Consider the following 15041-nt stretch of genomic DNA (forward strand, 5'->3'; position numbering starts at 1 on the left):
CACCGGCACGGCACAAGCAGGGCCCCGGGATCGGCGCAGCGGATCCCGGGGCCCGGTCGGAACCGGCGAGTCTTCACACCCGCCGCAGCACTGCCACCACCTTGCCGAGGATCGTCGCCTCGTCGCCCGGGATCGGCTGGTACGCGGAGTTGTGGGGGAGCAGCCATACATGGCCGTCCTCCCGCTTGAAGCGCTTGACCGTGGCCTCGCCGTCCAGCATGGCCGCCACGATGTCGCCGTTCTCCGCGACGGGCTGGCGGCGAACGGTGACCCAGTCGCCGTCACAGATCGCCGCTTCGATCATCGAGTCACCGACGACCTTGAGGACGAACAGCTCTCCGTCACCGACCAGCTGGCGGGGGAGCGGGAAGACATCCTCGACCGATTCCTCGGCGAGGATCGGGCCACCGGCCGCGATCCGGCCGACCAGCGGCACGTACGACGCCGCGGGCTTCCCTGTCGTATCGGTGGGCTGCGAGGTGGGCTGGTCCGAACCGCGGACCTCGTACGCCCGCGGGCGATGGGGGTCGCGGCGCAGGAAGCCCTTGCGCTCCAGGGCCATCAGCTGATGGGCGACGGAGGACGTGCTGGACAGGCCCACCGCCTGGCCGATCTCCCGCATCGAGGGCGGGTATCCACGCCGCTGCACGGAGTCCCGGATCACCTCGATCACTCGCCGCTGCCGGTCCGTGAGCCCCGAGCTGTCCGCCCGGATGCCTGGAGGTCGGCCGGGCAACGAGCGCGCTGGACGCACGGGCTCCGGCCCCTCCGTGTTCGTGACTGAGTCGTTCATGGCATGCACCGGCTCGAGTCGGCTCTGGGAGCGGTCCTGGGCAGTGATGGTGGCACTGTCTGCGGTGGTGGTCACGTCGGCCCCTCTCGAATGGTCTCCCTAGCTGGACAACGGTAGTAGCTTTCGAAAGGTTGCGCCAAACACACGTTCGAGTGAAAAACGAATAAAAGTGTGTCGTGTGTTCACTGCCGGGTGTATGCGTGATGGCCGGAGCGGTCGGGGTCCTGCTCAATTCGGACTATTACGGTAGCGTCCGCCGGCGCGGCCCCGCCACGCGGGGTGCCTTCGCGCCGTTGTCGGAGTCTGACAGCGGGGGCCCCGCGATCCTGGCAGCCGCGCGGTTCCCGTAACCTCGTCGTCGGCCGTAGGCTGCCTGCGGTCCGCCCGCGCTGCGCGACACGCGCTAGGGCCGAATGCGCGGCCAAACCCAAGATCTAGTGGTTGGATTGTTCCAGCCGCCCAGAAGTTGTGGTCCCCGGTCCACCGGGGATGCGGCGATCGCCTATGCTTGTGACTGCTTCGAGGGGCCCTGGCGGGCCCTGAAGAGGCTATTCAGTCGTGCTGTGAAGGAGGGTTGGGAGCCATGCACTGCCCCTTCTGCAGGCACCCCGACAGCCGGGTCGTCGACAGTCGCACCACCGATGACGGCACGTCGATCCGCCGCCGTCGGCAGTGCCCCGACTGCTCCCGCCGTTTCACGACGGTGGAGACCTGCTCGCTGATGGTGGTGAAGCGCAGCGGCGTGACCGAACCCTTCAGCCGTACCAAGGTCATCTCCGGCGTGCGCAAGGCATGCCAGGGGCGGCCGGTCACCGAGGACGCCCTCGCCAAACTCGGCCAGCGGGTCGAGGAGGCGGTGCGTGCCACCGGCAGCGCCGAGCTGACCACCCACGACGTGGGTCTGGCCATCCTCGGCCCCCTGCAGGAACTCGACCTCGTCGCGTACCTGCGTTTCGCGTCCGTGTACCGGGCGTTCGACACACTTGAGGACTTCGAGACCGCCATCGCGGAACTCCGCGAACGGCGGCCTCCCGTGGAGGAGCGCGGGACCGGCGAGACCCTTGAGGTCCCCGTTCCCGCGGTCGCCGCCGACTGAGCGACACCGGCCGATCGACACAGATCCGTGGATCGGCGACAGGGCGGCTGCATATAGACCCGCTCCGGGCGCTGTGCGTGGCGCCCGAAGCATCAGAGACAGACTGTGCCCCGGGAAGTTCTGGGCACTTCAGGGCGTTTTTGCCCACATATGGGAGGCGGCATGACAGAGACGGCGAGCGGCCCGGCACGAGGTTCCCGAGCCAAGGGATCCAAGTCGACTGCGACCAAGCAGGGCCTGCGTATCGACCGCATCCACACCACCCCCGGCGTGCATCCGTACGACGAGGTGGCGTGGGAGCGCCGTGACGTCGTCATGACCAACTGGCGCGACGGCTCGATCAACTTCGAGCAGCGTGGCGTCGAGTTCCCCGACTTCTGGTCGGTGAACGCGGTCAACATCGTCACCAGCAAGTACTTCCGCGGGGCCGTCGGCACCCCGCAACGCGAGACCGGTCTGCGACAGCTGATCGATCGGATCGTGACGACGTACCGCAAGGCCGGCGAGGACAACGGCTACTTCGCCTCTCCCGCGGACGCCGAGATCTTCGAGCACGAGCTTGCGTACGCCCTCCTGCACCAGATCTTCAGCTTCAACTCCCCGGTCTGGTTCAACGTCGGTACGCCCCAACCGCAGCAGGTCTCCGCCTGCTTCATCCTGTCCGTCGACGACTCCATGGAGTCGATCCTCGACTGGTACAAGGAAGAGGGCATGATCTTCAAGGGCGGCTCCGGCGCAGGCCTGAACCTCTCCCGTATCCGCTCCTCCAAGGAGCTGCTCTCCTCCGGTGGCAACGCCTCCGGTCCGGTCTCCTTCATGCGCGGCGCCGACGCCTCCGCAGGAACGATCAAGTCCGGTGGCGCCACCCGCCGCGCGGCCAAGATGGTCATTCTCGACGTCGACCACCCCGACATCGAGAACTTCATCGAGACCAAGGTCAAGGAGGAGGAGAAGATCCGCGCCCTGCGTGACGCGGGCTTCGACATGGACCTGGGCGGCGACGACATCACGTCCGTCCAGTACCAGAACGCCAACAACTCGGTCCGCGTGAACGACGAGTTCATGAAGGCCGTCGAGTCCGGCGGCAAGTTCGGGCTGCGTGCCCGGATGACCGGTGACGTCATCGAAGAGGTCGAGGCCAAGTCCCTCTTCCGCAAGATGGCCGAGGCGGCCTGGGCCTGCGCAGACCCCGGCATCCAGTACGACGACACCATCAACGCCTGGCACACCTGCCCGGAGTCCGGCCGGATCAACGGCTCGAACCCGTGCAGCGAGTACATGCACCTGGACAACACCTCGTGCAACCTCGCCTCGCTGAACCTGATGAAGTTCCTCAAGGACGATGGCCTGGGCAACCAGTCCTTCGAGTCCGAGCGCTTCGCCAAGGTCGTCGAGCTGGTCATCACCGCGATGGACATCTCCATCTGCTTCGCGGACTTCCCGACGCAGAAGATCGGCGAGAACACCCGCGCCTTCCGTCAGCTGGGCATCGGTTACGCCAACCTCGGCGCCCTGCTGATGGCGACCGGCCACGCGTACGACAGCGACGGCGGCCGCGCCCTCGCCGGTGCCATCACCTCGCTGATGACCGGCACCTCGTACAAGCGCTCCGCCGAGCTCGCCGCGGTCGTCGGCCCGTACGACGGCTACGCCCGCAACGCCGAGCCGCACCAGCGCGTCATGAAGCAGCACGCCGACGCAAACGCCGCGGCCGTCCACATGGACGACCTGGACAACACGATCTGGGCCGCCGCGACGGAGGCCTGGCAGGATGTGATCCGCCTCGGCGCGAAGAACGGTTTCCGCAACGCGCAGGCCTCGGTCATCGCGCCCACCGGCACCATCGGTCTCGCGATGTCCTGCGACACCACCGGCCTTGAGCCCGACCTCGCCCTGGTCAAGTTCAAGAAGCTGGTCGGCGGCGGCTCGATGCAGATCGTCAACGGCACCGTCCCGCAGGCCCTGCGCCGCCTGGGCTACCAGGAGGAGCAGATCGAGGCGATCGTCGCCCACATCGCCGAGCACGGCAACGTGATCGACGCCCCCGGCCTGAAGACCGAGCACTACGAGGTCTTCGACTGCGCGATGGGCGAGCGTTCCATCTCCGCGATGGGCCACGTGCGCATGATGGCCGCGATCCAGCCGTGGATCTCCGGCGCGCTCTCCAAGACGGTGAACCTGCCGGAGACGGCCACCGTCGAGGACGTCGAAGAGGTCTACTTCGAGGCGTGGAAGATGGGCGTCAAGGCGCTCGCCATCTACCGCGACAACTGCAAGGTCGGCCAGCCCCTCTCCGCGAAGACCAAGGAGAAGGAGAAGGAGAAGGCCGCGGTCACCGCCAAGGCCGAGGAGACCATCCGCAGTGCGGTCGAGAAGGTCGTCGAGTACCGCCCGGTCCGCAAGCGCCTCCCCAAGGGCCGTCCCGGCATCACCACCTCCTTCACGGTGGGCGGCGCCGAGGGCTACATGACCGCCAACTCCTACCCGGACGACGGTCTCGGCGAGGTCTTCCTGAAGATGTCCAAGCAGGGCTCCACCCTCGCGGGCATGATGGACGCCTTCTCCATCGCCGTCTCGGTCGGTCTGCAGTACGGCGTCCCGCTGGAGACGTACGTCTCGAAGTTCACCAACATGCGCTTCGAGCCGGCCGGCATGACGGACGACCCGGACGTACGGATGGCACAGTCGATCGTCGACTACATCTTCCGCCGCCTCGCGCTGGACTTCCTGCCCTTCGAGACCCGCTCGGCACTCGGCATCCACTCGGCCGAGGAGCGCCAGCGTCACCTCGACACCGGTTCGTACGAGCCCTCCCTGGAGGACGAGGAGCTGGACGTCGAAAGCCTGGCCCAGTCCGCGCCGGTGCGTACGGAGCCGCTGAAGGCGGTCGCCCCCGTGCAGGAGGCCGAGAAGCCGGCCCCGAGGACGGCGCACACCTCGGCGGAGCTCGTCGAGATGCAGCTGGGCATCAGCGCGGACGCGCCGCTCTGCTTCTCCTGCGGTACGAAGATGCAGCGCGCCGGATCCTGCTACATCTGCGAGGGCTGCGGCTCGACCAGCGGTTGCAGCTGATTTCGGGCCAGTCGCGTGGGAGACGACGCTTTGACGTAGCCTGCGCGCCCGGCTGATCAGCAGCTGAGCCAGTACGAAGGGGACCGACCGACGGTCGGTCCCCTTCGTCGTGCCGCGATGGCGGGGCCGTCTTCTGCGACGCGTCAGGCCCCGGGCGTGCGGCCTCCCATCGCTCCGGCGAACGAACCGGGGTCACCGTCGAAGCCCCGGACCGCACTGCGGAACTCCCAGGCGCCGGAGGCGTCGCGGATGAACTCGGCGACCGTTGCCGCGGTGGCGGCGCCGACGGCGGAGAAGTTGTCCTCCGCGAGATTCGTGTAGCCCTCCCGGACCTGGACGCCGGTGTGCGCTATTTCGGCGAATGTCCTGCGGCCGTCGCGCTGCTGAATGGCGACTCCGACGACGACCCGGGTGTACCTGGGCGCCAGACGGTGCAGTTCCAGAGTCATGACCTCGTCGAAGCCGAGGCCCAGTCCGGTCCTGCTGTCGCGGTTGAGGGTGATGGTGCCGTCCGGTGAGCGGCTGTCGAAGTGCACGAGATACGCAGGACTGCCGTACGGCGCCTCCGCGAGGTAGGTCGCCGCGATGATGTCGAGGTCATGGGCCGGGGCACCCTGAGGACTGGGATCCCATTTGAGCCTGACTTCGACCTTCTCGATGTCCTTGTTGGGCGTGCTCATCGGACTTGCCTCCCTGGCTTGCCGCTGGGCCGTCGTCGGGCTGTTCATGCCACCCGATCATGTCCGTAACCGGCCGTGGATCCAACCGGCTTGGCGGGCAGCGACGGAATCGGGCCACTGTCGGTTCGGTGCTTTCGTGCTTCCCGGCCGTGAATTCGGGCGCACTCCACCAGAGCGTGACCCGCGCCACGTTCGGCGCCGTACGATGGCGCGGTGCTGGTCAAGTGGATTCGTTGCACCGTGGTGGACCGTCGAGGTTTTGAACGGGGACAGCGAAAGTGGGCGGGGCTGCTGGGTGAGCCGGGGTTCAGGGGACAGGGCGGAGGGTGGAGCCGAGGGCGTCCGGAAGTGGCGCACGTCTTCGCCTTCTGGGAGAACCGTGTCTTCTACGACTCGTTCATGGCGCGCGCCCATGACCAGTTGGCTGCCGCACAGTCCGGAACGTACAGCAGCATCCAGGTCAAGCTGTTCGAGTACCGCTTCGATGTGAAGACCGGCTTCGAGCCGCGCTTCACCGACGCGGACGTCGTCAGGGTGGCGCACAGCAAGGTGCACGAGGACCGGGTCGAGCATTTCGCGTTGATGCAGGAGAGGGTCTGGAATCCGGCGATGGCCGGGTCGCCCGGCATGCTGCGCGGGGTGTTCGGGGAGGCGCCGGGGCATGAGTTCCTCGTGTTGTCCATGTGGCAGTCGAGCGCCGAGCGCGGCAAGTACCGGGCGGGGAGCATCGAGCGGCTCACACAGCGGGCACAGACCGAGGACGATGTGGCGGCTGTGACGGGCGACGTCGTGCAGCTCGAACCGTCCTGGACGGTGTGACCGGCCGCGACGAAGGAAAGACGCTCGCCCGGGCCGCTGCACCGGCGACATCCGTCGGATGGAGTCCGGACAGCTGCTCGAATGAGACATAGCCGATCTAGGGTCGGTACATGGCACGACCGCAACGCATTGTCCTCGTCCGGCACGGGGAGTCCGAGGGCAACGCCGATGACACGGTGTACGAGCGCGAACCGGACCACGCGCTGAGGCTCACCACGACAGGGCTGCGGCAGGCCAGGGACACCGGTGCGCGGCTGCGCGAAGTGTTCGACGGCGAGCGGGTCAGCGTGTACGTCTCGCCCTACCGCCGCACCCACGAGACATTCCGGGCCCTCGGGCTGGACCTCGACCGGGTGAGGGTGAGGGAGGAGCCGCGGCTGCGGGAGCAGGACTGGGGGAACTGGCAGGACCGGGACGATGTGAGGCTGCAGAAGGCCTACCGGGATGCGTACGGTCACTTCTTCTACCGCTTCGCGCAGGGGGAGTCCGGGGCCGATGTGTACGACAGGGTCGGAGCCTTTCTGGAGAGTCTGTACCGGAGCTTCGAGGACCCCGACCACCCGCCGAACGTTCTGCTGGTCACGCACGGACTGACCATGCGGTTGTTCTGCATGCGCTGGTTCCACTGGTCGGTGGCCGAGTTCGAATCGCTGTCCAATCCGGGCAACGGGGAGACCAGGACGCTGATACTCGGCGAGGACGGGCGCTACACCCTTGACCGGCCGTTCGAGCGCTGGCGTACCCCTGAGCCGTACGGCATCACCGGATAGAGTGGAGGGGCGATGACAACCGCTGACTCCGCTTCCGACCAACGTTTCGAACGCGCCCTGGCCAGCCTGCGAGGGCTGTCCGTCGGTGACGCACTGGGCTCACAGTTCTTTGTGCCGGCCAACTATCCGCTGCTGAAGCAGCGCGCGCTGCCACCCGGCCCCTGGCAGTGGACGGACGATACCGAGATGGCCGCTTCCGTGCTGGTCGTGCTGGTGGGGCACGAGCGCATCGACCAGGACGCACTCGCCCGCTCCTTCGCCGAGCATCATGATTTCGACCGCGGTTACGGTCCTGCCGTGAACCGGCTGCTCCGGCTGGTGCGGGAAGGCGGCGACTGGCGCGAGCTGGCGTCGGCACTGTTCAAGGGCCAGGGCTCCTGGGGCAACGGTTCGGCGATGCGCATCGCGCCGCTCGGCGCCTGGTATGCGGACGACCCGGAGCAGGCCACACACCAGGCCGAGATCTCCTCGTACACCACGCACCAGCACCGCGAGGCGGTCGTGGGCGCGATGGCGGTCGCGGCCGCCGCCTCGCTCGCGGCGGCCACCACGGGGCCGCCCACCCCGGCAGAGCTTCTCGACGGCGTGATCGCGCTCGTACCGCGCAGCGCGGTCGGTGCCGGACTGCGCCGGGCACGCGACATGCTCGACTACGACGATGCCGGGACGGTCGCCGCGGTCCTCGGCAACGGCCGGCGTACCAGTGCACATGACACCGTTCCGTTCGCCCTCTGGTCGGCGGCACGGAGCCTCGGCGATTTCGAGCAGGCCTTCTGGGTGACGGCTCAGGCCGGCGGCGATGTCGACACGACCTGTGCGATCGTCGGCGGGATCGTCGCAGGGGCCAAGTCGGGCACACCGCCTGCCGACTGGTCGGGGCAGACGGAGAAGCTGCCGGGCTGGCTCCCGCGCTAGGGCGAAGGCGAGGACAGCGCCGCCCACGAAGCGGCGCGCGCAACTCATGAAGCGCGCGCCGGCCGGGCCCTTCGACTGTCACGGTACTGCCACAGCCCTTTCCCACGCGGTCGGAGGCGGTAGGGGGCAGCTACTCTTTCGGCCACGCCGCCCTCGGTGATCATCCTGACGGGCGTGCACCGAAAAGAGACTCCGGGGTCCCCTGCGCCGCCCAGCGGTGGTGCGTGCAGACCCCGGTGGGGGAGGGGTCCCATTGTCCGATCACACGTCAGAAGCGCCCCGGCCGGAGGATGCCCCCGAGCCGCCCAAAGTGCCGACGTACGCGCAACAAGGCACGCAGCAGCACGCGCCCAACCCCTGGCAGCAAGGCAGCCCCCAGGCGCAGGCCCAGGCCCCCGCCCTCTCGCGGCTGCGCCCTGCCAAGCCCGCCACCATTCGGAGCGCGACGCTCTACTGCGTCCTCGCCACCGCGCTACTGAGCGCCCTGCTGCTGGGTGACGGCCTCGGCCTGAATCTGCTGATCGTCGCGGCGCCCGCGGTGCTCGCGGCCTACTTCGCCGCACAGGCGGCCGGTCGCCGTCTCCGACCGTGGACGGCTGTCTGGGCGGTCGGTGGCCTGGCGCTCCTCGTCGTCCCGGCCCTGAGGGATGCCGGATGGCCCACCTTCCTCGCCGTCGTGTCGGCCGTCGCACTGGGCTCGCTCGCCTTGCACGGCAGCCGCGGCTGGCTCGGGGTGTTCCTCGGCTCATTGGGCCTGTTCAGCTCCATCGCCGAAGGGCTGGCCTGGGGCGGGCGAGGCGTGCGCGAGCGCATGGCGGGCTCCAGGGGCCGGCTGGGTACCGCGTTCCGCACCACCGCGGTGGCGGCTGTCCTGCTCATCGTGTTCGGGGCGCTGTTCGCGAGCGCCGATGCCGCCTTCGCCGATGTGCTCGGCAACCTGATCCCCGATGTGTCCCTGGGCGACAGTCCCTGGCGCGTGTTCCTCTTCGTCGTCGGCCTGGTCGGAGCGCTCGCCGCCGCGTACACCGCGGCCGCCCCCGTGCGCTGGGACGGCATCGCAGTCCGTCCGGGCAGGGCCCGCGGACGGCTGGAATGGGCGCTGCCGCTCATCGTGCTGAATCTGCTGTTCGCCGCCTTCATCGCCATCCAGCTCACGGTGCTGCTCGGCGGATACGACAAGGTGATGGCCGAGACCGATCTCAGCTACTCGCAATACGCCCGGCAGGGTTTCTGGCAGCTTCTCTGGGCCACACTCCTCACGCTGCTGGTGATCGCCCTCGCCCTGCGCTGGGCGCCTCGCGGACGGTCGAGCGACCGCACTCTCGTACGGAGCGTGCTCGGCGCGCTGTGCCTGCTCACCCTCATCGTCGTGGCGTCCGCACTCAGGCGCATGGACCTGTACGTCGACGCGTACGGCCTGACCCGACTGCGGATATCCGTGGCCGCGGTCGAGCTCTGGCTCGGCGTGGTGCTCGTCCTGATCATGGCGGCCGGAGCGTTCGGCGCCCGCCTGCTGCCGCGTGCCGTCGCCGCGAGCGCCGCCGTCGCCGTGCTCGCGTTCGGACTGATCTCGCCGGACGCGTTGGTCGCGGAGCAGAACGTCCAGCGGTACCGCAACGACCACTCGATCGACATCGCCTACCTCCGGGGCCTTTCGGCCGACGCCGTACCGGCCCTGGACACGCTGCCCGAGCCACTGCGCTCCTGCGCCCTCATGGACATCGAACGATCGCTGCGGGACTCCGACGACCCCTGGTACGCCACCAGCTGGGGAGAGGCGCGGGCCCGGGACATTCTGAGCAAGCGGAGCTCGAACGATCTGGCGCAGGCATGCCGTGCCTCGCGCACAGGCAATGGGGGCGGAGACAGCGACCGCGACGAAACGTATGACCCCTACGACCCGTACTGACTGGGCTGAGCCGCACAGGCGCGGGCCGTACTGCCACCCGCGGGGCGGTCCGCACCTGCTGCGTGCTCCCTTCCGTGCTTCACGAATCCGCAAGCGCGTTCCTGGCGCAGGAACGGCCCTCTGTGGGCACCGTCTTCGTCAGTGGGTGCCCCGGGGTGTTGTCGGCGTCCCCATCGGCGTACGCTGACAGGCGCCATGCCGTACGAACCACCCACGCACACCGTCGAGCGCTCGCTTCGCGCTACCACTGGTGCCAAGACCGTCGCCGGTGTCGACGAGGTCGGACGCGGAGCGTGGGCGGGACCGGTCACTGTGTGTGCGGCCGTCACCGGCCTTCGCAGACCTCCCGCCGGACTCACCGACTCCAAACTGATCAGCCCCAAGCGCCGCGCGGAGCTGGCCCCGCTGCTGGAGCGCTGGGTCACCGCGTTCGGTCTGGGCGATGCCTCTCCTCAGGAGATCGACGACCTGGGGATGACGGCCGCGCTCCGTCTCGCCGCTGTGCGTGCCCTCGAAGCCCTGCCCGTGCGGCCCGACGCGGTGATACTCGACGGCAAACACGACTACCTGGGACAGCCCTGGCAGGTCCGCACCGTGATCAAGGGCGATCAGTCCTGTATCGCGGTCGCGGCTGCCTCGGTGATCGCGAAGGTGCGACGGGACACGATGATGGCCGAACTGGGCGGGGACTGCGGCGAGTACGCCGCCTTCGCCTTCGGCGCCAACGCCGGCTACCCGTCGCCCGTGCACAGGGCCGCGCTGGAGGAGTGGGGACCCACACCCCACCACCGCCTCTCGTGGTCCTACCTCGACGCGCTGCCCAGGTGGCAGCACCTCAAGAAGGTCCGCTTCTCCGCCGAGGCGGCTGCACTGGAAAGCGGGGGCCAACTCGGCTTCGACTTCTGATCGCGCACATGCACCCACCCGCTGATGCCTCGCGTGTCGGCGTTTGATAGACAACCACTCATGCCTCTCATCCCCGAGGAGCCTCAGATTCACGAGAGCGCCCAGGGTCCCCGCGTCACCCCGGCCACAGGCCGCACCGCGTCGACCCCCCGTCCCGTACCCGGTCCGCGTTCAGCGGCCATGCCGCGCCCCGGTCGTCCGGGACCCGGCCCCGCGAGGCCCGCGCCCCCGGCGCAGCGCCCGCACTCCACCTCCGGCCAGCCGCAGGCGGCCCGGCCGGAGAATCGTTCCGCACCGCAGATCCAGCTGATCCCCGCCTCGGCCGCCGGCGCACTCGACGCCGCCGACGAAGCGGTGGACCTGCTGCTCGACTCCGGACGCGCACCGGGCGACATCCTGGTGCTCACCACCGGTGAGCAGCACCCGTGGGCCGCGCACGAACTCTCCTTCGGTGAGACCGCCTACTGGGCGCAGCACGAAGCCGGTGACGACGTCTTCTTCGCCGGTGCTGCGGCCATGGACCGGATGAAGTCCCGGCCCGTGGTGATCGTCGCTGTCAACGGTGACGGCGACGACGCCGTTGCCGGTGCGCTGTCCGACGCCCGGGAACGCGCCGGCGCCCTGCTGATCGTGTGCGGGGACCCGCAGCGGATCAACGCGGTGCTCGGCGCCGGCGTCTGAGTCGCAGAGCACACCGGACCGTGGTGACCCGGCTGCCCGAGAGGGCGGCCGGGCCCGTGTCACGGGTCAGCGTGCCGCGGTGCGGCGCAGCGCCTGAGCCGCACCGCCGCCGGTGCGCAGCGGCACCGGATCATGGTCGAGCGCCGTGTCGGCGAGATCGGACGGCTGCGAGACGGAGCTGGGCCGGCGCCCGCCCCGGCCCTCGCCCAGCACCTGCCAGCCGCCGCGGGTCAGCGTGATGTACGCGCCGCACCGGAGGCCGTGCAAGGTGCAGGCGTCCCGCAGGCCCCACATCCACGCTCCGTCCTCCTCCGTCCAACGCTCGTCGCCCTCGCGGCAGTAGAGCAGCACCGCGGTACGGACAGGAGTGCGGCGTCGAAGGTCGTGCGGGATGACCCGGCGCAAATGCGCCAGCAGCGCGTTGCGGAACTCCCAGCCGTCCGCTGCTATGGCGCGGCGGGCGAACGAGGCGCTGGCCGTGAGGCGTTCCTCGTGGTCGAGCACGGCGATGACAGCCGTCGCCGGGGTCGGCCGGTGCCGGGCGTGCAGACCGCTGACGACCTCGCGGGGGCTGCGCAGCAACGGTATGCCCGCTTCGGCCCACTCGGCCGGTTCGAGCATCCTGGCAAGGCGGTTGGCGGAATCGGCGGATGAGGCCGCCGATATCGAAGTGGCTGCGGACGGAGCGAATCCGAAGGTCACGATCCTCCCTTCGCATACGCGCCCACGGTGCGGGCAGGGTCGGGTGGGGGCGCACCGCGGCACAGCCCTTCCGGGCCGCGAAAGGACCGTGCGGGGAGCGAGTCCAATTCTTCCTGGCGTATCGGCAGGCGGCAACGAGCAATTGGCGCAGCTGACGGGAATCAGCCGGAATGACTCTGATATCCCTGCCCACGCCGTGCCCGAATGACGCCTCAGGTCACGCCTGAACGGCGAGGACCAGCGGAAACACCCCTTCCGCCCCGGCCCGGCGCGACAGCCGTACCGCCACGGCCGGGGTCCGGCCGGTGTCCGGGAGATCGTCCACGAGCAGTACGGGACCAGGATCCGCCTCCTGCATCCTCGATGGCGCGTGACCTGCGGACCGTTTGTGAGTCGGTTGTCACGCGGGGTGAAGTGGCCGATTGTCCTTGTCATCGGGTTGCATGGGGGCATGGACAACCTGGAGCTCCGCACTGAAGCCGATGCCATCCTTGCTGAGCTTGTCGGCGACTTCGGGGGTTCGGCGCGGCTGCGCGAGGACCAGTGGCAGGCGGTGGCGGCTCTGGTCGAGGAGCGGCGGCGTGCGCTGGTGGTGCAGCGGACCGGGTGGGGCAAGTCGGCGGTGTACTTCGTGGCCACCGCTCTGCTGCGTCGGCGTGGCTCCGGACCGACGGTGATCATCTCGCCGCTGCTGGCGCTGATGCGCAACCAGGTCGAGTCGGCGGCGCGGGCCGGTATCCAGGCGCGCACCATCAACTCGGCCAACCCGGAGGAGTGGGAAACGATCTACGGGGAGGTGGAGCGCGGTGAGACCGACGTTCTCCTCGTAAGTCCGGAACGTCTTAATTCTGTTGATTTTCGCGATCAGGTGCTGCCCAAGCTCGCCGCCACGACCGGTCTGCTGGTGGTCGACGAAGCGCACTGCATCTCCGACTGGGGGCACGACTTCCGGCCTGATTACCGCCGGCTGCGCACGATGCTGGCGGAGCTGCCGGCGGGCGTGCCGGTGCTGGCCACGACGGCGACCGCGAACGCGCGGGTGACCGCGGATGTGGCCGAGCAGTTGGGCACGGGGGGCGGGGACGCTTTGGTTCTGCGGGGGCCGCTGGACCGGGAGAGCTTGCGGCTGGGGGTGCTGGAGTTGCCGGACGCGGCGCATCGGCTGGCGTGGCTGGGTGAGCGGCTGGGGGATCTGCCTGGTTCGGGGATCATCTACACGCTGACGGTGGCGGCGGCGGAGGAGGTCGCGGCGTTCCTGCGGCAGCGCGGGTATCCGGTGGCTTCCTACACGGGGAAGACGGAGAACGCCGATCGGTTGCAGGCGGAGGAGGATCTGCTGGCGAACCGGGTGAAGGCGCTGGTGGCGACCTCGGCGCTGGGCATGGGCTTCGACAAGCCGGACCTGGGGTTCGTGGTGCACCTGGGTTCGCCGTCGTCCCCGATCGCCTATTACCAGCAGGTGGGGCGCGCGGGGCGTGGTGTGGACCACGCGGACGTGCTGCTGCTGCCGGGGCGGGAGGACGAGGCGATCTGGGCGTACTTCGCTTCGGTGGGCTTCCCTCCCGAGGAACAGGTGCGGCGCACGCTGGAGGTTCTGGAGCAGGCGGGTCGCCCGCTGTCGCTGCCGGCGCTGGAGCCGTTGGTGGATCTTCGGCGTTCGCGTCTGGAGACGATGCTGAAGGTCCTGGACGTGGACGGGGCGGTCAAGCGCGTGAAGGGGGGCTGGACCGCGACAGGGCAGCCGTGGGCGTACGACGCGCAGCGCTACGTGTGGGTGGCCCGGCAGCGCGAGGCGGAGCAGCAGGCCATGCGGGAGTATGTGGCGACCGCGGGGTGCCGGATGGAGTTCTTGCAGCAGCAACTGGACGACGAGAAGGCGGTCCCGTGTGGTCGCTGCGACTCTTGCGCCGGACCGTGGCTCGATCCCGCCGTCTCTCCCGGAGCCCTCGCGGCAGCGACAGGCGAGCTGGACCGCCCGGGAGTCGAGGTCGAGCCGCGCAAGATGTGGCCGACCGGACTCGCCGCGGTCGGAATGGACCTCAAGGGCCGCATCCCTGCGGGCCAGCTGGCGGTCACCGGGCGTGCGCTGGGAAGGCTGTCGGACATCGGCTGGGGCAACCGCCTGCGGCCGATCCTGTCGGCGCAGGCGGCGGACGGGCCGGTTTCGGACGACGTGCTGGCTGCCGTCGTGACGGTGGTGGCCGATTGGGCACGCTCGCCGGGTGGCTGGGCCGGTGCCTCTCCCGACGCGGTGGCGCGGCCGGTGGGGATTGTCTCCATGCCGTCCCGGACCCGCCCGCAGCTGGTGGCCTCACTGGCCGGGGGCCTGGCCCGTGTCGGCAGGCTCCCGCTGCTGGGCAGCCTCGCCTACACCCCGCAGGCCGACGAGCATGCCGCGTACCGCAGTAACTCCGCCCAGCGGCTGCGCGCCCTGGCCGCCTCGTTCACTGTGCCCGACGAGCTCGCCGCAGCCCTGGCCGCCACTCCGGGCCCGGTCCTGCTCGTCGACGACTACTCCGACTCCGGCTGGACCCTGGCCGTAGGCGCGCGCTTGCTGCGCCAGAGCGGGGCCGACCAAGTGCTCCCGTTCGTCCTTGCCCTGGCCGGGTAGGTGACTCCCGCCGGCCACCAGGCGATCTGTGCTGCGACTTGCCGAGCTTGCAGCCGTGGCACGCCGGACTCTGCATCGCCTTCCTGG

Annotated in this window: 12 protein-coding genes; 9 read left to right on the forward strand and 3 right to left on the reverse strand. The window is 69.4% G+C overall.

Annotated features, from left to right (window positions below):
• Positions 1 to 73: 73 nt before the first annotated feature.
• Positions 74 to 868, reverse strand: coding sequence for a transcriptional repressor LexA (gene lexA / locus OG507_RS30010; RefSeq protein ID WP_327370248.1), 795 nt, complete (start codon positions 866 to 868; stop codon positions 74 to 76).
• Positions 869 to 1376: 508 nt separating this feature from the next.
• Between lexA and nrdR the strand changes: the two genes are divergently transcribed.
• Complete coding sequence (gene nrdR, locus OG507_RS30015; RefSeq protein ID WP_327370249.1) at positions 1377 to 1889, forward strand: transcriptional regulator NrdR; 513 nt, start codon at positions 1377 to 1379, stop codon at positions 1887 to 1889.
• A 162-nt stretch (positions 1890 to 2051) separates the two neighbouring features.
• Positions 2052 to 4961: a vitamin B12-dependent ribonucleotide reductase gene (locus OG507_RS30020; RefSeq protein WP_327370250.1), complete on the forward strand. Its 2910-nt coding sequence runs from the start codon at positions 2052 to 2054 to the stop codon at positions 4959 to 4961.
• Between the two features lie 143 nt (positions 4962 to 5104).
• On the opposite strand, the gene OG507_RS30025 is transcribed toward OG507_RS30020, so the two are convergent.
• Positions 5105 to 5641 (reverse strand): TerD family protein, encoded by a 537-nt coding sequence (locus OG507_RS30025; protein WP_327370251.1) that lies wholly within the window; start codon positions 5639 to 5641, stop codon positions 5105 to 5107.
• 213 nt (positions 5642 to 5854) lie between these two features.
• On the opposite strand from OG507_RS30025, the gene OG507_RS30030 reads away from it, so the two are divergent.
• The 6 genes from OG507_RS30030 to OG507_RS30055 all read left to right on the forward strand — a co-directional run bounded on the left by OG507_RS30030 (position 5855) and on the right by OG507_RS30055 (position 11641).
• Positions 5855 to 6460: a YdbC family protein gene (locus OG507_RS30030; RefSeq protein ID WP_327370252.1), complete on the forward strand. Its 606-nt coding sequence runs from the start codon at positions 5855 to 5857 to the stop codon at positions 6458 to 6460.
• 110 nt (positions 6461 to 6570) lie between these two features.
• Complete coding sequence (locus tag OG507_RS30035; RefSeq protein ID WP_327370253.1) at positions 6571 to 7230, forward strand: histidine phosphatase family protein; 660 nt, start codon at positions 6571 to 6573, stop codon at positions 7228 to 7230.
• 12 nt (positions 7231 to 7242) lie between these two features.
• Positions 7243 to 8145: an ADP-ribosylglycohydrolase family protein gene (locus OG507_RS30040; protein WP_327370254.1), complete on the forward strand. Its 903-nt coding sequence runs from the start codon at positions 7243 to 7245 to the stop codon at positions 8143 to 8145.
• A 217-nt stretch (positions 8146 to 8362) separates the two neighbouring features.
• Positions 8363 to 10054, forward strand: coding sequence for a DUF4153 domain-containing protein (locus tag OG507_RS30045; protein WP_442811040.1), 1692 nt, complete (start codon positions 8363 to 8365; stop codon positions 10052 to 10054).
• 195 nt (positions 10055 to 10249) lie between these two features.
• Complete coding sequence (locus OG507_RS30050) at positions 10250 to 10960, forward strand: ribonuclease HII (RefSeq protein WP_327370255.1); 711 nt, start codon at positions 10250 to 10252, stop codon at positions 10958 to 10960.
• A gap of 60 nt (positions 10961 to 11020) precedes the next feature.
• Positions 11021 to 11641: a hypothetical protein gene (locus tag OG507_RS30055; protein WP_327370256.1), complete on the forward strand. Its 621-nt coding sequence runs from the start codon at positions 11021 to 11023 to the stop codon at positions 11639 to 11641.
• Between the two features lie 66 nt (positions 11642 to 11707).
• On the opposite strand, the gene OG507_RS30060 is transcribed toward OG507_RS30055, so the two are convergent.
• Positions 11708 to 12343, reverse strand: coding sequence for a hypothetical protein (locus OG507_RS30060; protein ID WP_327370257.1), 636 nt, complete (start codon positions 12341 to 12343; stop codon positions 11708 to 11710).
• A 451-nt stretch (positions 12344 to 12794) separates the two neighbouring features.
• On the opposite strand from OG507_RS30060, the gene OG507_RS30065 reads away from it, so the two are divergent.
• Positions 12795 to 14954 carry a RecQ family ATP-dependent DNA helicase gene (locus OG507_RS30065; protein WP_327370258.1) on the forward strand — a complete coding sequence of 720 codons (2160 nt, stop codon included), beginning with the start codon at positions 12795 to 12797 and terminating at the stop codon, positions 14952 to 14954.
• Positions 14955 to 15041 lie beyond the last annotated feature (87 nt).

The sequence above is a fragment of the Streptomyces sp. NBC_01217 genome (genome assembly GCF_035994185.1).
Classification (GTDB): Bacteria; Actinomycetota; Actinomycetes; order Streptomycetales; family Streptomycetaceae; genus Streptomyces.